Source organism: Pedobacter frigidisoli (assembly GCF_032678525.1).
Classification (GTDB): Bacteria; Bacteroidota; Bacteroidia; order Sphingobacteriales; family Sphingobacteriaceae; genus Pedobacter; species Pedobacter frigidisoli_A.
Map to the genome: position 1 here is coordinate 475,472 of NZ_JAVTSE010000001.1, position 17,502 is coordinate 492,973.

Here is a 17,502-nt window from a genome sequence, read left to right on the forward strand (position 1 = left end):
GACAGCTTTCAATGTTATTATTTAAATCTCAGTTAATAGTCGTCTTTATGACTATCATCGTCGTAATTGTCATTATCAGAGAACTCATCACCAAATTCATCATCACCCTCTCCCTCATCACTTTCATCTTTCTCCTCCTCGTTAATCCCCATTTCACCCATCGCTTCCAGTTCATCAGTATCTTCTGGTACGAAATTCATTTCATTTAAAAAGTCGAATTCGCTTGCGGTAGCAGTTGCACCACGTGGGTCTACAGCAGTTGGGCTATTCTGCTCCATAATTTTTGGGGCTTCTCCAGTACTTTTCGCCAAAAAAGGATACTCAATACTTGGGTCAGCATCAAGGGTGATTTTAATCAGCTCTACATGAAAATCGTATGGTCGATCAAAGTTATAGGTGTAATAAAATTTTTGATGAGGATCTTCTATGAAACCACTAAGCTTAGACTTTTCCATTAAAACAACCCGGTCTTTTTTACGTTCGCTTGGTAAATAAGCAATTTCATCCCCTTTTAACCAGTTGTCGGTACTTACATAAAAAGATGACGATTTTTCGGCATTGTAACCTGTAGACTTATGAATCGCTTTATGCAAATCTTCGAAGGTTTGATTAGACTTGATGTCAATTTCTCTCACCACATCATCGAAATCTTCGAATGTAATTTTAAATTTATAAATAGCCATTTATTGTATTTTCGAACCGTAAAAATAAAGTTAATTTATCTTACCACAAACTCCAAAACCTTTATTTTAGTGTATTCAGCGAGCATATCTTGTGATTAAATTATTTATTAACAGGATTTAAACCCATTTGTTTTGCCTGATTTAGCATAAAATTAAAGGCTTCCTGGTAGTCATTTTTAATTTCACCTTCCAATATTGCCTCTCTGATTGCATTTTTAATTAAGCCTACTTCCTTCCCTGCTTCCAAACCAAATGTTTCCATAATATCGGTACCAGTAATTGGTGGTTGCCAGTTTCTGATTTTGTCGCGTTCTTCAACATCTTTAAGCTTCTGTTTTACCAGCTCAAAATTGTTTCTGTATTTGGTTTTTTTGTATTCATTTTTGGTAGTCACATCTGCATTACAAAGCAGCATCAAGCTTTCGATTTCCTCGCCTGCGTCGAATAGTAACCTCCTTACTGCAGAATCGGTAACGGTTTCCTGGGCGAGAACAATAGGACGTAAGTGAAGCTGGACAAGTTTCTGTACATACTTCATTTTTTCATTTAGAGGTAGTTTAAGCTGTGTAAAAATCTTTGGAACCATTCTTGCACCGCGGTCTTCGTGTCCGTGGAAAGTCCAGCCATGGCCTTCTTCAAAACGTTTTGTAGCTGGCTTCGCAATATCATGAAGGATTGCTGCCCAGCGTAGCCACAAATCTTCTGTGGTTTCGCTGATATTGTCGAGTACTTCGAGCGTATGGTAGAAATTATCTTTATGTCCTTTTCCTTTAATAAATTCTACACCATGTAGCTGGGCCATTTGAGGGAAAATCAGATGGAGCAGCCCGGTATTAAAAAGGTGAATAAATCCTATTGATGGTTTTGGAGATAAAATAATTTTATTCATTTCATCAGTAATACGCTCTTTTGAAACTATAGATATGCGCTGTTTCTGGCTCTTTATCGCCTCCAATGCTGCATGATCAATGTTGAAATTCAATTGAGCAGCAAATCTTATGGCCCTCATCATTCGGAGCGGATCGTCAGAAAATGTAATCTCAGGGTCAAGTGGAGTCCTGATGAGTTTTTCTTCTAAATCTTTTATTCCTTCAAACGGATCGAGCAATTCTCCGAAATGACCGGCATTGAGGTTGATAGCTAACGCATTAATAGTAAAATCTCTTCGCAACTGATCGTCTTCTAAACTGCCGTCCTCAACAATAGGTTTTCTGGAATCTGCGCGGTAAGATTCTTTGCGTGCACCTACAAATTCCACTTCTAAATCCTGCACTTTAATGTTTGCTGTTCCAAAGTTTTTAAACACGGCAACTTTAGTTCCTAACTTTTTCCCAACCTCTTCGGCATAAGAAATACCGCTACCTACAACTACGACATCAATATCTTTCGATGGCCGATCCAGGAAAAGGTCGCGTACGAATCCTCCGATTACATAGGCTTCTGTTTTGTTTTTATCGGCAATTACCGACAGTGTTCTAAAAATAGGATGTTTTAGGTGTTGTTGCATCTATTGTGTGATAATTGTCGTTAAAATAGTATTCTAATTAACTAGAAAGGTACAGTTGTCACTCAGGCTGACAATAAGAATTGCAAAAATAGTAAAATTACTTGCGAATAAACTCAAACTGGCCACCGGGGGAGAGTTTCATGATTGTGGAAGGCTTTCGCACATTGCGATTTTCCTGTTCAAAATTAACGACGTAATCTACTCGTTCTATTAAATCCGGATCAATGTCATCGAAAAACTTTGGCGACGACTGCCCGCTGATGTTTGCCGATGTAGAAACAATAGGTTTTCTGAATCTATTGATGAGCTGGGTACAAAAATCATGCTTTACAATTCTGATTCCAACGCTGCCATCTTGATTGATCACATTTTGTGCGAGGTTTTTTGCGGCCGAAAATATGATGGTAAGTGGATTTTCTGCATACTCAATTAAGTCATATGCAACCTCTGGAATTTCATCTACGTAGCTTTGAAGTTTTGTGTCGACATCAAGCAAAATTATCATGCTTTTTTCAGCCGGCCGGTTTTTTAGTTTAAGTAGTTTCTCAACTGCCTCGGCATTTGTTGCATCACAACCTAAGCCCCATATTGTATCAGTTGGGTAAAGGATTACGCCACCTGCTTTTAATACTTCAAGGGCTTTATTAATTTCATCTTTAAGCATAACGCAAAGATATTTATAAATGATAAGTTAAATAATGTTAATGCTTAAAATTTAACAGTCATTATTTTTAGTTTTATTAACAGATATGTGATCTGGAATGAACCCTTCAGTCTAAGTTACCTAGATTTATTTTCTTATCTGATCATAATATATTTGGTTTGTAAAATATTTATAATGAGTATATAAAGCAAAACAAAATGCGATTTTCTGTCGTTAAGAGTAAAATATAAGAATTTGTAAAATTTGTATCAGATGTAACTTTTTAGGTTTCAAAATGGTTATATTTATTACAGGTTATTTAAATAAACAAAGCAAATGAAAACAACACAAAAATTATTGATGCTTTTTACAGTTGTATTGGCATTGGCAGGCTGTTCTACACTTCGTACAGCCTCAGATTATGATAAAACAGCAGATTTGAACAGTTATAAAACTTATAACTTTTATGATAAAGGCGTAGCCAGGGTGAGGTTAAATAATCTCGATAAACGCCGCTTAATGGCTGCAGTGGAAGCTGAAATGAATTCGAAAGGATTTGTAAAGGCAGATAAGCCTGATATGCTTGTGAATTTAGTGGTAGTAGCCAGAGAAAAAACTGACGTTTATGGACCAGCATATTACGGAGGCTGGGGTTGGGGCGGCGGCTGGGGCTGGCGTGGAGGTTTCGGTGGTTGGGGCGGCTGGGGCGGTCCTAACTATGTTAATCAGTACATGGAAGGAACGATTATTATTGATTTCCTTGATCCGGCAAAGAAAATATTATTTTGGCACGGACAGGGAACTGGTTTCAATCTTGACAGCTTCAGTAAAAGGGAAGAGAGATTACAGACTGGTGTTAGAGAAATATTAGCACAATATCCACCGAATGCAATTGCAGCTAAATAATATTAGCGGATAAGATTTAAATAGCAATCCATTAATTGCTGCGTAACTAGAGGGCTGTTGAATTTTTGAACAAATTCCAGCCCTTTTGCTTTCATTTCATTCTGAATCTCTTTGGAATTGAGTACCTTGTTAACTGTCTCAGAAAGTGCTGTAGCATTAGTTGGGTCAATGTACAAGCTGTGAGGCCCACCTGCTTCCTCCAAACAGGAACCAGTTGCTGCTACCACCGGCGTTTGAGAATACAAGGCCTCTATAATTGGTATACCAAATCCTTCGTAAAAGGATGGATATACGAATAAATCTGCTAGCTGGTATATACCAGGTAAATCGGCAAAAGGAATATTCTGAAGAAAAATGACTCTGTTTTTTACCCCAAGAGTTTCGATCTCCTTTTCAACTTCTTTTAAATAGGATGTTGGTTTTCCAATTACCACCAGCATGTATTCTTCCCTCATGCCTGGAAGTGCCTGAATTAACAATTTTAAATTTTTGCGACTTTCTATAGTGCCGACATTCAGGATGTAGTGATCTGGTAATGTATAATTGTTTTTAATCTCATTCAGCCTCGGTGGATCAACCGGACCCTTAAAGCTGTCATCACAACTTTGATAGATAACGTCTATTTTACCGGGATTGATCTGGTAAAGTTCGACTATATCACTTTTTGTTTTCTCGCTTATGGCAATAATTCTGTTTGCATTTTTACATGCAGCTTTGCTCTTCCATTCGTATAGTTTACGATCAATAAGCTTATAGTATTGAGGAAAACGCAGAAAGATCAGGTCGTGTATGGTTACAACTGATTTTATCGGGGTATGTTGAATACCATACGGAATCTCATGACTTAGTCCATGATAGATTTGTACATTATCCTGAAATAAATCTTTAAGTATGTTTAACGTTCTCCAGAGGAAAGTGCCATTTTTGGGAAGCTTAAGCTGAATATTTTTATTTTCGAAGAATGTATCAATTTGCTTAGCTTTCTTAGCTTTGGGTGTATAAACCAGGTACTGACTTTTGGGAAACTGACTGGCAATGGCTTCAATAAGGGATCGGCTATAATTGCCCAGGCCGGTTAAGTTGTTAGCGGCGCGTTTACCGTCGTATCCGATTTTAAGTTCAATGTTTAAAGCCGAATGCTCAAAACTTGATGATTCAAGCGCTGTGCTTTCGGCTTTAATGCTTTGTATTTTGCTTTCAGTTTTCACCTTATGGCTACCCGCTTAAACAGCTACATTGTTTTCCCTTAGCGCATCGTTAAGAGAGGTTTTTTTATCTGTACTTTCTTTACGTTTTCCAATAATTAATGCGCAAGGTACCTGATATTCACCAGCTGGGAATTTTTTAGTGTAACTTCCAGGGATAACTACCGACCGTGCAGGAACAATACCTTTGTATTCTACGGGAGTGGGACCAGTTACATCGATAATTTTTGTTGATGCTGTTAACACGACATTAGCGCCTAAAACTGCTTCTTTTTCAACTTTTACACCTTCTACAACAATTGCTCTCGATCCAAGAAATGCATCGTCTTCAATAATCACAGGAGCTGCCTGAACCGGCTCAAGAACGCCTCCGATACCAACACCACCACTTAAGTGAACACGTTTGCCAATTTGAGCACATGAGCCAACAGTTGCCCAGGTATCAACCATTGTACCCTCATCAACATAAGCACCAATATTCACGTATGAAGGCATCATGATCACCCCTTTAGCCAGAAATGCGCCATAACGGGCACTTGCCATTGGTACTACGCGGACACCTGTTGCTTTATAGTCAGTTTTTAATTCCATTTTATCATGGTAAACGAAAGGACCACTTTTAATTTCCTTCATTTCGCGAATCGGGAAGTATAAAATAACCGCTTTCTTTACCCATTCATTAATGCCCCATGAGTTTAAAACTGGTTCAGCAACGCGAATTTCTCCCTTATCTAATCCCTGAATTACGGTTTCAATAGCTTCGCAATAGTTACTGTACTGTAGAAGAGTTCTGTCGTCCCAGGCGGCTTCAATTAATTTCTTTAAATCTGAATACATGATGTTTTTAAATTTTACGCAAAATAAATCAAATTTTGCTTATTAAAGGGGTAATTGTTCAAATTGTTTGCCTTGTGCCTGATTGTTTTAGTATTTTTGATCTTGTATGGGAGAAGTAGAAAAACTTAGGATAGACAAATATTTGTGGGCAATAAGGTTGTTTAAAACCAGAAGTCTGGCGACTGATGCTTGTAAGGCAGGTAGAGTTAAGTTGAAGGGACAGAACATAAAACCGTCGGCAATTGTAAAAATTGGCGATGTTTACCAGGTATCGAAGGGGATCGAAAAAAAGATTATAGAAGTTTTAGACTTTTCTTACAACAGGACTGATTCGCCTACAGCATTAACTAAATACAAAGACTTAACCCCAGTTGAGGAAACTCATGCTTTTAAATCTGCATTTCATGCTCCAAGCTTGAAAAGGGATCGTGGTGCTGGCCGTCCAACTAAGAAAGACAGACGAGAAACCGATGAACTTCTCGATGGGATGTTTGACGAAGAGTAATTTAATTGGGCTTTTCTGGCTCTTTTGATTTTCATTCCAGTACCCCTAATTTACCTAAGTTAGGATTCTGCGTGTTATTGCGGTTAATCAAATGACATGTGGATAGAACACCTAGCTCAATAGCCGATGAATTAGTGCATTAAATTCTGATTAGTTATGATAGATTTTGCCTGATGTTCTTCTATCGACTGTATATTAAAATATCTCATTCTGTAAGCCATCATTGCAGTTTTGCCCAGCTTTTCAATAAGTTTATAATTTGCTATAGCGCCGACAGCTGCCCCAACAAAGGGTAGCAATTGAGCAAGTTTAGCTAAGTCAATATAATCACGGTATTGCTGTTGAAAAGTGAGCCAGTCAAATTTATCAATATCAGTTGGAAGTCGATGCGCCTGATTATCCCAATCTGCTATTTTATGGAAGATCTTTTGACTTTCATTTTTGCTGGAGAAGGCCAGCTGAAAAATATGCAAAATGAATAAACGTTCCCTGTAATCTTTAACGTCATACCCGTATAGTGCTGCAATACCAAATAGCATTTTCATTTTAATTCCCAACAATAAGGGGAAGTCAGCTAGGCTCATCAGAAAACCTCCTGCACCAGTGATTCCTCCTTCAGCTGCACCCGTTCTTTTGTAGTTCTCAATTTTTTCTTTTATTAATGCTTCGCGATGCATTAGTGTTAATCCGGTAACGGCTTTGGCTGTTGTATAGGCTGATCCAAACAGTACAGTTTTTACCATTTGTTTCATTGCGGTAGTGATGGCCTGGTGTACGCTATCAGGAATGAAGGTATTAATCTTCTTTTGTATTCTATTGGTAGTTTTGCTTAACAGGGATGGCTTCTGCAAAACCTTAAATTTCCAGAATTCTAATTCACTTGTGATTTTTTGTTCGTAAGTCATACATCTTGTTAACAATAACTATTCCCGAAATAAATCCACTTCCGTGAGTATTAATGGTTGAGGGAAGGATAGGGGATTTTAGCAGCAACTATTAATATGTTATTCTTGAGGGCGAGGTTTCCCAGAGTTTGAAAGCCTGCATGGCTTCGTCCCTCATCAATTGTACAACAGGTAAGCTACGGTTATGCATTGGTTTATCCAGCTCTTCGTAAATGAACTTATCGCTAAAACCGATAGATTCAGCATCTGCTTTCGTGTTTGCAAAATAAATGGCATCAATTTTAGCCCAGTAGATTGCACCTAAACACATAGGACAAGGTTCGCAACTGGTATACACTATACAGCCACTTAAGTCAAAAGTATTCAATTTATCGCATGCCAGTCGAATAGCTGAAACTTCAGCATGGGCAGTAGGATCATTGGTCGCAGTTACCCGGTTAGCGGATCCGGCAATTAGGCTTCCATTTTTTACGATTACTGCCCCGAACGGACCGCCTAAATTTTCGCTCACATTTCTAACTGACAGTTCTATGGCCATGCGCATAAAATCATCATGATTTAGTTTGTTTCCCATAACATTTTAACAGATATCCAGGTGCAGAAGTTCAATTTAATTTCAAAAAAAAATGCCCCGCAAAACGGAGCATTCAACTGGATATTTAATTTGTTTATTTTTTGCTGTATTCAGCATTCAAACCTTTGATTACATCGGATGTGACATCTAAACTTTCATCAGCAAATAAAATTGTGCTTCCTTTAGTATAAGACAATACTAATTTATAGCCTTTTTCTTTCGCATAAGTTTTTAAGTATCCTGCAACCTTATCATAAAGCTTTTCAGTTTCAACAGCCTGCTCATTTTGTAGTGCACCACCTGCGTTTTGCTGATAAGTTTGAAGTTCTTGTTGTTTACGGCCTAAACGCTCTTCTGTAGCTTTGCGTTGGTCTGCAGATAAGGTTTGAGCGCTTTGTTGATATTGTGCTACTTCTCTTTGAAAAGCCTGGCCTTTTGCCTGCATGTCTGCCTGCGCATTTTTAGTTTTTCCTTCAAATTTTGCTTTAAGGTCTTTATAATATTCGTATTTGCTCAATAAAGAATCTTGATTAACAAATACAATTTGCTCGCTCTTAGATACTGCTGCAGATGTACTATCTGTTTTTTTAGTTTCAGTTGTTTTAGCGTCTTTGTTTTGACATGCAGAGAAAGCTGTTATTAAAGCGGCCGTTGCAAATAAACCAAAGGTTTTAAAGGTTCTTCTTTCCATTATTGTTTAATAAATTTTAGCAAACTTATATAAATTAGTTTTGATATCCAATTTAAGAGTTTTTTAAGTCTGCAATGATTGTCGAAATCGTTATCTGTTTGTTTTTATGATCAAAATACTTGAATAGACAAAAAAACTCAGTTGGTGGATATAGCATTGAAGATAATTTCAGGATCTGTAATAAAGGGTATTAGCATCCAGCAATCGTTCTTCCTTAATAGCTCGTTTTAAAGCGGATTCAGAAGCTTAAACTTATCCACAAATTAGTTTAAGTGACGGAATTTCCGTATTTTTGATTCTTATAGTTTTTAATTAAAATATGAGCGAAGAACAAGATTTAAAGTCAAATTATTCGGCAGATAATATACAGGTTTTAGAAGGTTTGGAAGCGGTGCGTAAGCGCCCTTCAATGTATATAGGAGATACTGGTGTAAAAGGTTTACACCACCTGGTTTACGAGGTTGTGGATAACTCGATTGACGAGGCTTTAGCCGGTCACGCAGATACAATTGACGTAAGGATTTTAGAAGGAAACTCCATTCGGGTAGAAGATAACGGCAGGGGTATTCCAACCGGTATCAATAAAAAAGAGAACAAGTCTGCACTTGAAATCGTGATGACGGTTTTACACGCAGGTGGTAAATTCGATAAAGACACTTATAAAGTTTCTGGTGGTTTACATGGTGTTGGGGTAAGTTGCGTTAACGCATTATCAACACACCTGAAAGCTGAAGTTCACCGTGAAGGTAAGATCTGGATGCAGGAGTACAATATTGGTAAACCATTGTACGACGTTAAAGAGACAGGCAGTACAGATAAACGGGGGACTATTGTAACATTTAGTCCGGATGCCACTATTTTTACTCAAACGACTGAGTATAAATATGATACTTTAGCAGGGCGTTTACGCGAACTGTCTTTTTTAAATAAAGGTATTAAGCTTACTTTAACAGATGAGCGTGAGCAACTTGAAGATGGATCTTACTTATCTGAAACTTTTCTTTCTGAGGGTGGATTAAAAGAGTTTGTTGCCTTTTTGGATGGCACGCGTACCTCGATACTTGCGGAGCCTATCTATATTGAAGGAATTAAAAATGGAATACCTGTTGAGTTGGCTTTCCAATACAATGACAGTTATTCGGAAAATGTTCACTCATACGTAAATAACATTAATACACATGAGGGTGGAACGCATATTGCAGGTTTTCGTAGGGGTTTAACACGTACTTTAAAGAACTATGCCGATAAGGAAGGTTTGTTAAAGAATGTGAAGATGGAGATTACCGGAGATGACTTTAGAGAAGGTTTAACTGCTGTAGTTTCTGTGAAGGTGCAAGAGCCGCAATTTGAAGGGCAAACCAAAACCAAACTTGGTAACAGTGAGGTTATGGGCTCAGTAGATGTTGCAGTAGGTGAAGCTTTGGGAAATTACCTTGAGGAAAATCCAAAGGAAGCGAAAATGATCATCAATAAGGTGATTTTGGCTGCTACCGCGCGTGCTGCAGCACGTAAGGCACGGGAAATGGTTCAGCGCAAAAGCGTTATGGGTGGTTCAGGCTTACCTGGTAAACTTGCCGATTGTTCGGACAGCGATCCTGAAAGATGCGAGATTTATCTGGTAGAGGGTGATTCAGCCGGTGGTACTGCCAAACAAGGACGCGACCGGAATATCCAGGCTATTCTTCCATTGAAGGGTAAGATTCTTAATGTGGAGAAGGCCATGGAGCACAAAATCTACGAAAATGACGAGATCAAAAATATGTTTACTGCCATTGGGGTAAGTATAGGTACACCTGAAGATGATAAGGCGTTAAACTTAACTAAGTTGCGCTATCATAAGATTGTGATCATGACCGATGCGGATATTGATGGTTCTCACATTACAACGTTGATCTTAACATTTTTCTACCGCTACATGCGTGCATTGATTGAAGCGGGTTATGTTTATATTGCCTCTCCACCACTTTATCAGGTTAAAAAAGGTAAAGAATTTGAATATTGCTGGAATGATGTGGAGCGTGATGCTGCTGTGCAACGTTTAAAAGGTGCAGGTAAAGAGGATAGTGTTCATATACAACGTTACAAAGGTTTGGGTGAAATGAACGCTGAACAGTTGTGGGAAACTACCTTAAATCCCGCTACCCGTACTTTGTTGCAGGCAACAATTGAAAGTGCTGCAGAGTGTGATCATACCTTCTCTATGTTAATGGGAGATGAAGTTGCGCCACGTAGAGAATTCATTGAAAGAAATGCCAAGTATGCGAAGATTGATGCCTAGTCAATCCGTAGCATAAAGAATTTAATTATAGAAACCCCGCTCAGCGTCTAGAAGCCTGAGCGGGGTTTTTTAATGTAAAGAGATTTGTTTCACGTCTTTTAGTTGACTGACCATGATCTGATTACGCGGCGCTGAATCATACTTCCAATAATAAAGCCATTTGAGGGGATCTCAAATGGCTTTGATTTTTGTGCCAACATCGCTTCCCTCCATCCAGAGAGAAGCTTATGGCGTTAACTAACCATTCCAAACTAAGGAACAGAACTAAGAATTGATCTTCCTACAGAATGTAATAAGAGCCAAACGGCGCTAATTCTGTTTGAGGTTTATCCTCATATATTTTATTGTCATCCAACATTTGAAGCAGATCTCTCTCGATGGTTCTGCAAATGGTCGTTGTTGGGGTATCGGTCGGTTTGTTTTCAAAGGGATCTTGTAAATGCACGGCCATTTTTTCCACCAATAGAAAGAAAGCTGCAATGGCAACAACCAGGGGAACTTCCATGTATCCGAAATATTCGATCAATCCAAAAGGCAATAGCACGATAAACAAATGGATTGACATGCTGATGTATTTGCTGTATGTAACAGGGAATACTGTGTTCTTTATTCGCTCACAGCCACCCATATGATTGCACAACGCACTAAGGGTTTTGTCAATTTCAATTTGCTGATACTTGTTAATCCAGCCCTCGTTTAAGGCCTTTTTTAGGTCCATTCCATGTAATTCGAGTAAGCTAGCGGTAACGTTTTTTCTTTTTTTTATAAAAGTCATTTCTTCAGAGGAAAGAAATTCTTCCAGCCCTTTACGTGGGTTAAAGCCTCTTAAAGACTGACTTAGCGCGTAGCACCAGGCTATTTGCCTTTTAATAAACTTTTCCTTAAATGCTTCTATTTCATTTGACTGATATGGGTTTTCTACGAAGGATAAAATCTGACGGGAGATAGACCTTGAGTCATTTACCATAGCGCCCCATAATGTTCTGGCTTCCCACCATCTATCATATGCCTGATTAGACCGGAAAGCCAGCAGCAAAGAGATGATTGTTCCAAGCAGGGCAGGAACAGCTACCGGAATTGAAATCCGGGTAACGTGGAAATTTTGGTACAATACAACTATGCCGACAGAATAGGCAATCACTAAAAGTAATTCTTTCTTGATTTTCCCGAATATATAAGTGAGCGGTATGTTATTCCTTAAAAGCATAATCTTAAATTTGATAATGATCTGATTAAACGCCAACTTCTTCTCTTTTTGCCTCGAGAATTTTAGTGTTGATTAAACTCTCTGAGTTTCTTATTTCTGTAATGGGCAGTTCCATTACATCGCAGCCCGAACGTTCTGTTAAGAACTTTGGATTTATACTGTACTTATTGATCGGTTTAAAATCATATCCTTTAGGATAAACAATGGTGCTCACCTCCAGAGCGTCGATAAAATTTTTGAAAGCTGCAACTGTACTTCCATAAAAATATTCAATCCCTATATTTTGGATTTGACTGGAATATTTTGATTTGTAATTATTTAATTTCTGATAGAAATCATCGCTTATATTTTCATAGTCGCGGCTTCTTCTGCTCAGCATGAGCATATCCGTTATCGAATCTGATAATTTAAAAGCATGAAGGAATATGATAGTATAGGTTTCTTGAGGTTGGACCTGTACCAGTGAATCGACAATCTTTGTGCTTTCTATATTGAAATCGGTTGGGACTAATATTGTTTTCATGGCAACTAGTTGTATAAATAAATTATTTAATAATTGATTTACACAAGTTTAGCCTATGTGGATTACAGCCCGATAAGAAAAAGATTAAAACCGGATTAGAATTCTAGTTATTCCTTAACTGCCTTTAAGGGTTATACAATGTAAGGACGTTTTTATCAAAATTGATTATACAGGTAATATTACCTTGATTTCGGTACCAATACCCTCCTGAGATTTAATGGCGATACTGCCGCGGTGTAAGCGTATGATGTTTAGAGACAAAGGAAGACCCACCCCGTAACCTTTGTAGTCGTTGGTATTTGATGCCCTGTAGAAGGGTTCAAAAATGTGTTGTATGTCTGTTTGCGGTATTCCAATTCCCTGATCTGTAATGGCTACAGACAACAGATGGTTAGTGCTTTCGATTGCTATATTCACTAGTTTGTCGTTGGAATACTTGCAAGCATTGCTAACAATATTTGAGATGGCTAGCTTCAGTAGATTTCTATTTGCTCTTACGGTAAGACCGCGTTCATCATCAGGGAGCTGATTCAGATCGATCTCGATTTTGCTTTCCGGGTGTACCTGAGTAACGGAAGCTCTGATTTCCCAAAGCAGTTCGTCTACTCTTACATCTTCCCAAGGCTGGTTTTTGCCGTTAAATCCAGATTGAGCTAACCCCAGTAAACTGGTTAAAATATGTTCTAACCTTTCGGCTTCATCTTTGATTTTGTATAGTGCTGCAGCTGTTTTAATCTCATCACGGGTTCCTTTAAGGGCTAATTCAACTTCTCCGCTAATGATGGTTAATGGTGTTCTTAACTCATGTGAGGCATTGCTGATGAAGTTGTTTTGTGTTTCGAAGGCTGTTTGCAATCGGTTTAGCATGTTATTAAAGGTTTCAGCGAGCTGAGACATTTCATCACTACCCTGTTTTACATCCAATCGCATGTGGAGATTTTCCGCTTTAATCTTTTTTACGCTCTTGATTACCTTTCTTAGTGGTATTAACATGTAATTAGAGAAGCGCCAGCCTACTATAAAGGAGAGAAAAACAGATAGAAAAAATCCGATGATCAGGATACGCTGGAGGTCTTTCAGTTCCCTAAAGCCAACCGGATCGTTAGCTGAGATAATTACCAGGTAATCTTTATTATTTATTTTGAATGATTTACCGGCATAAAAATGATTGTCGACACGGTATCGTGACATGAATCCGGATTTGATGCGGTTATAAAAGCTTTGCGGCAATTCGCGGTCGAGGTGATTGGATTTTGGTGCGCTGGCTTCAAAAATAAAGGCTTTTTCTGAAGGTAAGCGTTCCAGATACTGGTTCCGCATTTTTGCATAGGCCATATTGTTTACATCTTCATATAATTTAATCTGTGCTGAAATATTCACACGTGCTTCCAGTCGCTTATAAAAATCTTCGAAGGCAAACTCATTGGCAAAGTACCATACAAAACCACTTAACAATGAGATAATCACCGCAGATAGAATGGCGAATAGTAAAGTGATCTTTTTGGTAATTTGCATTTCTAACCTTTTAGAACGTACCCTAATCCCACTGCGGTGTGAATAAGCTTCTGTTGTTCTCCGCCTTTATCAATTTTCTTCCGAAGATAATTGACGTATACATCGACTACGTTGGTACCCAGGTTGAAATCAATGTCCCATACATTTTCCAGGATATCGATGCGGGATAATATCTTACCTTTATTTTTGGAGAGGTATTCCAATAGTCGGTATTCAGTTGCAGTGAGCGTAATCTCACGTTCGGCTCTTTTAACCGTTTTTGCACTCAGGTTTATCTCCAGATCAGCAACATTTACCACCTGATCTAATGATGAAACCCCATTATAGCGTCGCATTAACATTCTAATCCTGGCGAAAAGTTCAGCGAATTTAAAAGGTTTAATCAGGTAATCGTCGGCGCCATTGTCCAATCCATTCACTACATTCTCGGTAGTTCCAAGCGCGGTGAGCATGATGATGGGTATATTGGGCCTATGTTCCTTAATGATTTTGCAAAGTTCCAGACCGTTAATGCCAGGTAGCATAATGTCCAATATGATGATATCGAATTGGTTTTCAATTGCCATTTTTTTGCCGATCAGTCCATCGGGTGCTACGCTGACTGTGAAGCCTTCATCTGTTAGGCCTCTTGATATTACAGAAACAACATTTGGCTCATCTTCTACAAGTAATAAATTCATTAAGGACAGTTAGTTTTTGAAACAGGAATATAAAGTTTATTTATTCAAAGGTTAATTTTAATGATTTTTACCGAAGTAAGTGAATAATTGTGTGTATTTATAAAAAATGGCATAAAAAAGCCCCGCATAGTAGTGAGGCTTTTTGAATTTCTATTGCGTAGATTCCGATTTCTTTTTTAAATCTGCTAAACCAGTTTCAAAATCTTTTCCGATCATTTTATCCATTCCACCCATTATCAGGCACATCCACTTGCTAATCATGTTATTTTCGCCACTCATTGTCCAGGTCACTTTATTTGCCGGTCCTTCTGGCAGAATTTCGAACTTAGTATCGGCATGACTTTCGAAAGGTTCTTTAAAAAATAAATCTATGTCGACCAGTTTATTGGTTTCTACTTTAAGAATTTTCATCTGACCAGCACCGGTTTCTTTACCTGCCCATTCATAGATGTGACCAGGTTCTGCAGCTGTTCCGGAAAAACTGACCTTGGCTGAAGGTTCCATTTTAGCCCAGGGATTCCATTTGTAAAATTCCTTAAAATCGGCGATATTTCGATAGACAACGCTGTCGGGTGCACTAATGGAAACCGAACGGCTAACGCTATAAGTTTTTGGAAGGAAGAAGCTTCCTGCAATAATGATGACAACAAGTATCACAAGGATTGCCAGTAAGATTTTTAAAAATTTCATATCTGATTGGTTTAGTTAATTAAATTTAATAAGATACCAATACAAATCAAAATGATGTGAATATCAGGATAATAACTTCGTCTCCTTTTCAGCGGTAATGGTAACCGGGAAGATAATTGTGTTTACTTATAGAGTTTAAGAATCAGTTTATCATAATTAATGATGGCTTTATGCTCTTTCAGGATATCTCCACCGATAATACCCATGATAGGCGGGTGGCCAAATTGCTCGTAGGTTTCACTTACAGATTGGAGATCGAAAGCAACTGTTTCGTATTCTTTGATTTTAATCTTTCCAATTTTCAGGACGGGAATTGTTGCCTGGATGGTTGAGGTGGTGGTAAATAGCGTAGCGGCATTAATTTCATTGGAAACGTTGAGCACTTCACCGAGGTTCTGTTCTATCAGGCGTTTATCGAATACGGTTCTTGAAGCGCCGGTATCTAATACGGCGAAATGTTTTTGCTTAAAAACAACAATTTCCACCAGGAGGTGGAAACCGTCGCCTTGTAAGTTTATGAGGTGGAGGGGGATTGAGACTGGTTTCATTTTAATTGTAATAAGCTTAAATCAGGTCCATTTCTGTAAGTACAGCATTCATATTTCTTACTGCGTCTGCACTTTTATTAAATGCCGCCTGTTCAGTAGCTGTAAGGTTAAAGTCCATAATTTTTTCGCAACCACCTCTGCCAATAATTACCGGTACGCCTAAGCATATATCGCTTTGACCATATTCACCTTCGAGTGAGACAGAGCAGGTAAACAATTTTTTTTCATCCCGGATAATGGCTTCAACCAGTGCTGCGCCTGCTGCGCCTGGCGCATACCATGCAGATGTTCCAATTAATCCTGTTAAGGTTGCGCCGCCAACCATTGTATCTGCAGCAACCTTATCCAGTGTAGTTTGATCTAACAAATTGCTTACGGGCAAGCTTTGGTAGGTGGCCAGGCGTGTCAGCGGGATCATGGTGGTGTCGCCGTGTCCGCCGATCACAAAACCTTGTAAGTCATTTGGGTTACAATTTAATGCCTGAGATAAGTAATATTTGAATCTTGAACTGTCTAAAGTTCCTCCCATGCCAATGATCTGGTTTTTAGGTAAGCCCAAAGATTTTAAGGCCAGATAGGTCATGGTATCCATGGGGTTGCTAATCACAATGATTATTGCCTGAGGAGAGAATTTCAATATGTTTTCGGCAACACTTTTTACGATACCAGCATTTATGCCAATCAGGTCTTCACGGGTCATCCCAGGCTTCCGGGGTAAACCAGAAGTAATCACCACCACATCAGATCCTTCAGTTTTGCTATAGTCGCCTGTTACACCGACAATTTTGGTGTCAAAGCCTAAAAGTGTTGCTGTTTGCATCATATCTATGGCTTTGCCTTCTGCAAATCCTTCTTTAATATCCAATAGAATCAGTTCATCTGCTAATTCTTTTCGTGCAATATTATCTGCACAGGTAGCACCAACAGCGCCTGCGCCAACAACTGTTACTTTCATATATTTTCAATTTAGAGGTTTGCTTATCATCAATATTAACCGAAGGTAGATATAAATATAAGGTTAAAAAATCCTTTTCTAAACTTTATAATCTGCTTTTGGTTATATATGGTGAGGAAAAACATCATGGAAAATAAACCGTTAAGTAATATTGATTACAGGGCATTTGAAGGTAAATGGTATTCGTTGTATTCTATCCCTACATTAATGGATAAAAACTGGAAGCAAACTACAGAAACCTACACACTTGCTGACGATGAGCACTTTGATGTATTAACGACCTATCATAAAAACGGAAAGTCGGAAGAACATACCATTACCTCCAAGTTGTTTTTTAGTGAGGATAAGCCGGATGGTGATATGCGGGCTCAATTTTTATGGCCTTTCAAAATCGGGTATTGGATTATTGAGATTGCCAATGATTACAGTTATGTAGTTGTGGGGCACCCTGATGAAAAGTATTTGTTTATCATGGCCCGTGAACCAAAAATGGAAGCGGATTTACTGGTGGATATTATTGAAAGTTGCCGGGAAAAAGGTTATGATGTGAGCGAACTGGTGAGTCAGGAACACTTTTAGCAGCCTGTTTAACTTTTGTGTTTTTCTTTTTAAGCTGACCATCGAACTTTATTTGATTGGATTAGGTTTTG

The 17,502-nt window shown here is 38.4% G+C and carries 19 protein-coding genes; 4 read left to right on the forward strand and 15 right to left on the reverse strand.

What is annotated here, in order from left to right:
* Positions 1-32 precede the first annotated feature (32 nt).
* From R2Q80_RS02040 to R2Q80_RS02050, 3 genes are all read right to left on the reverse strand, one after another.
* Positions 33-683, reverse strand: coding sequence for an IS1096 element passenger TnpR family protein (locus R2Q80_RS02040; RefSeq protein ID WP_316797979.1), 651 nt, complete (start codon positions 681-683; stop codon positions 33-35).
* Positions 684-783: 100 nt separating this feature from the next.
* Positions 784-2,190 (reverse strand): CCA tRNA nucleotidyltransferase, encoded by a 1,407-nt coding sequence (locus tag R2Q80_RS02045; RefSeq protein ID WP_316797980.1) that lies wholly within the window; start codon positions 2,188-2,190, stop codon positions 784-786.
* A 97-nt stretch (positions 2,191-2,287) separates the two neighbouring features.
* Complete coding sequence (locus R2Q80_RS02050; RefSeq protein ID WP_316797981.1) at positions 2,288-2,854, reverse strand: L-threonylcarbamoyladenylate synthase; 567 nt, start codon at positions 2,852-2,854, stop codon at positions 2,288-2,290.
* A gap of 315 nt (positions 2,855-3,169) precedes the next feature.
* Between R2Q80_RS02050 and R2Q80_RS02055 the strand changes: the two genes are divergently transcribed.
* Positions 3,170-3,739 (forward strand): DUF4136 domain-containing protein, encoded by a 570-nt coding sequence (locus tag R2Q80_RS02055; protein WP_316797982.1) that lies wholly within the window; start codon positions 3,170-3,172, stop codon positions 3,737-3,739.
* A gap of 2 nt (positions 3,740-3,741) precedes the next feature.
* On the opposite strand, the gene R2Q80_RS02060 is transcribed toward R2Q80_RS02055, so the two are convergent.
* Both R2Q80_RS02060 and R2Q80_RS02065 read right to left on the reverse strand, forming a co-directional pair.
* Entirely contained in the window at positions 3,742-4,947 is a 1,206-nt protein-coding gene (locus tag R2Q80_RS02060; protein WP_316797983.1) for a glycosyltransferase family 1 protein, read from the reverse strand.
* Between the two features lie 15 nt (positions 4,948-4,962).
* Complete coding sequence (locus tag R2Q80_RS02065) at positions 4,963-5,781, reverse strand: 2,3,4,5-tetrahydropyridine-2,6-dicarboxylate N-succinyltransferase (RefSeq protein WP_316797984.1); 819 nt, start codon at positions 5,779-5,781, stop codon at positions 4,963-4,965.
* A gap of 106 nt (positions 5,782-5,887) precedes the next feature.
* Between R2Q80_RS02065 and R2Q80_RS02070 the strand changes: the two genes are divergently transcribed.
* Positions 5,888-6,286, forward strand: a complete 399-nt coding sequence (locus R2Q80_RS02070) for an RNA-binding S4 domain-containing protein (protein WP_316797985.1) — start codon at positions 5,888-5,890, stop codon at positions 6,284-6,286.
* A 131-nt stretch (positions 6,287-6,417) separates the two neighbouring features.
* Here R2Q80_RS02070 and R2Q80_RS02075 read toward each other — a convergent pair whose 3' ends face one another.
* From R2Q80_RS02075 to R2Q80_RS02085, 3 genes are all read right to left on the reverse strand, one after another.
* A complete protein-coding gene (locus R2Q80_RS02075) occupies positions 6,418-7,191 on the reverse strand; it encodes an EcsC family protein (protein ID WP_316797986.1) in 774 nt (257 codons plus the stop codon).
* A 91-nt stretch (positions 7,192-7,282) separates the two neighbouring features.
* A complete protein-coding gene (locus R2Q80_RS02080) occupies positions 7,283-7,765 on the reverse strand; it encodes a nucleoside deaminase (RefSeq protein WP_316797987.1) in 483 nt (160 codons plus the stop codon).
* A 94-nt stretch (positions 7,766-7,859) separates the two neighbouring features.
* On the reverse strand, positions 7,860-8,456 hold the full coding sequence (locus tag R2Q80_RS02085; RefSeq protein WP_316797988.1) for an OmpH family outer membrane protein: 597 nt from the start codon (positions 8,454-8,456) through the stop codon (positions 7,860-7,862).
* 319 nt (positions 8,457-8,775) lie between these two features.
* Here R2Q80_RS02085 and gyrB point away from each other — a divergent pair, with 319 nt between their 5' ends.
* Positions 8,776-10,734, forward strand: coding sequence for a DNA topoisomerase (ATP-hydrolyzing) subunit B (gyrB, locus tag R2Q80_RS02090; protein ID WP_316797989.1), 1,959 nt, complete (start codon positions 8,776-8,778; stop codon positions 10,732-10,734).
* A 280-nt stretch (positions 10,735-11,014) separates the two neighbouring features.
* Here gyrB and R2Q80_RS02095 read toward each other — a convergent pair whose 3' ends face one another.
* From R2Q80_RS02095 to R2Q80_RS02125, 7 genes are all read right to left on the reverse strand, one after another.
* Positions 11,015-11,941 (reverse strand): bestrophin family protein, encoded by a 927-nt coding sequence (locus R2Q80_RS02095; RefSeq protein ID WP_316797990.1) that lies wholly within the window; start codon positions 11,939-11,941, stop codon positions 11,015-11,017.
* Between the two features lie 25 nt (positions 11,942-11,966).
* The gene (locus R2Q80_RS02100; protein WP_316797991.1) at positions 11,967-12,464 is read right to left on the reverse strand and encodes a hypothetical protein; all 498 of its coding nucleotides are present in this window, start codon (positions 12,462-12,464) and stop codon (positions 11,967-11,969) included.
* Between the two features lie 165 nt (positions 12,465-12,629).
* Positions 12,630-13,979 carry a HAMP domain-containing sensor histidine kinase gene (locus tag R2Q80_RS02105; RefSeq protein ID WP_316797992.1) on the reverse strand — a complete coding sequence of 450 codons (1,350 nt, stop codon included), beginning with the start codon at positions 13,977-13,979 and terminating at the stop codon, positions 12,630-12,632.
* Between the two features lie 2 nt (positions 13,980-13,981).
* Positions 13,982-14,659 (reverse strand): response regulator transcription factor, encoded by a 678-nt coding sequence (locus tag R2Q80_RS02110; protein ID WP_316797993.1) that lies wholly within the window; start codon positions 14,657-14,659, stop codon positions 13,982-13,984.
* A 150-nt stretch (positions 14,660-14,809) separates the two neighbouring features.
* A complete protein-coding gene (locus R2Q80_RS02115; RefSeq protein WP_316797994.1) occupies positions 14,810-15,349 on the reverse strand; it encodes an SRPBCC family protein in 540 nt (179 codons plus the stop codon).
* A gap of 122 nt (positions 15,350-15,471) precedes the next feature.
* A complete protein-coding gene (locus R2Q80_RS02120) occupies positions 15,472-15,897 on the reverse strand; it encodes an aspartyl protease family protein (RefSeq protein WP_316797995.1) in 426 nt (141 codons plus the stop codon).
* 16 nt (positions 15,898-15,913) lie between these two features.
* Positions 15,914-16,852 (reverse strand): malate dehydrogenase, encoded by a 939-nt coding sequence (locus R2Q80_RS02125; RefSeq protein ID WP_316797996.1) that lies wholly within the window; start codon positions 16,850-16,852, stop codon positions 15,914-15,916.
* A gap of 126 nt (positions 16,853-16,978) precedes the next feature.
* Between R2Q80_RS02125 and R2Q80_RS02130 the strand changes: the two genes are divergently transcribed.
* Positions 16,979-17,431: a lipocalin family protein gene (locus R2Q80_RS02130; RefSeq protein WP_316797997.1), complete on the forward strand. Its 453-nt coding sequence runs from the start codon at positions 16,979-16,981 to the stop codon at positions 17,429-17,431.
* Positions 17,432-17,502: the final 71 nt, after the last annotated feature.

Coding starts and splice junctions, on each gene's coding strand:
- R2Q80_RS02040 (WP_316797979.1), bottom strand. CDS start 683: ATGGCTATTTATAAATTTAAAATTACATTCGAAGATTTCGATGATGTG.
- R2Q80_RS02045 (WP_316797980.1), bottom strand. CDS start 2,190: ATGCAACAACACCTAAAACATCCTATTTTTAGAACACTGTCGGTAATT.
- R2Q80_RS02050 (WP_316797981.1), bottom strand. CDS start 2,854: ATGCTTAAAGATGAAATTAATAAAGCCCTTGAAGTATTAAAAGCAGGT.
- R2Q80_RS02055 (WP_316797982.1), top strand. CDS start 3,170: ATGAAAACAACACAAAAATTATTGATGCTTTTTACAGTTGTATTGGCA.
- R2Q80_RS02065 (WP_316797984.1), bottom strand. CDS start 5,781: ATGTATTCAGATTTAAAGAAATTAATTGAAGCCGCCTGGGACGACAGA.
- R2Q80_RS02070 (WP_316797985.1), top strand. CDS start 5,888: ATGGGAGAAGTAGAAAAACTTAGGATAGACAAATATTTGTGGGCAATA.
- R2Q80_RS02075 (WP_316797986.1), bottom strand. CDS start 7,191: ATGACTTACGAACAAAAAATCACAAGTGAATTAGAATTCTGGAAATTT.
- R2Q80_RS02080 (WP_316797987.1), bottom strand. CDS start 7,765: ATGGGAAACAAACTAAATCATGATGATTTTATGCGCATGGCCATAGAA.
- R2Q80_RS02085 (WP_316797988.1), bottom strand. CDS start 8,456: ATGGAAAGAAGAACCTTTAAAACCTTTGGTTTATTTGCAACGGCCGCT.
- gyrB (WP_316797989.1), top strand. CDS start 8,776: ATGAGCGAAGAACAAGATTTAAAGTCAAATTATTCGGCAGATAATATA.
- R2Q80_RS02095 (WP_316797990.1), bottom strand. CDS start 11,941: ATGCTTTTAAGGAATAACATACCGCTCACTTATATATTCGGGAAAATC.
- R2Q80_RS02100 (WP_316797991.1), bottom strand. CDS start 12,464: ATGAAAACAATATTAGTCCCAACCGATTTCAATATAGAAAGCACAAAG.
- R2Q80_RS02105 (WP_316797992.1), bottom strand. CDS start 13,979: ATGCAAATTACCAAAAAGATCACTTTACTATTCGCCATTCTATCTGCG.
- R2Q80_RS02110 (WP_316797993.1), bottom strand. CDS start 14,659: ATGAATTTATTACTTGTAGAAGATGAGCCAAATGTTGTTTCTGTAATA.
- R2Q80_RS02115 (WP_316797994.1), bottom strand. CDS start 15,349: ATGAAATTTTTAAAAATCTTACTGGCAATCCTTGTGATACTTGTTGTC.
- R2Q80_RS02120 (WP_316797995.1), bottom strand. CDS start 15,897: ATGAAACCAGTCTCAATCCCCCTCCACCTCATAAACTTACAAGGCGAC.
- R2Q80_RS02125 (WP_316797996.1), bottom strand. CDS start 16,852: ATGAAAGTAACAGTTGTTGGCGCAGGCGCTGTTGGTGCTACCTGTGCA.
- R2Q80_RS02130 (WP_316797997.1), top strand. CDS start 16,979: ATGGAAAATAAACCGTTAAGTAATATTGATTACAGGGCATTTGAAGGT.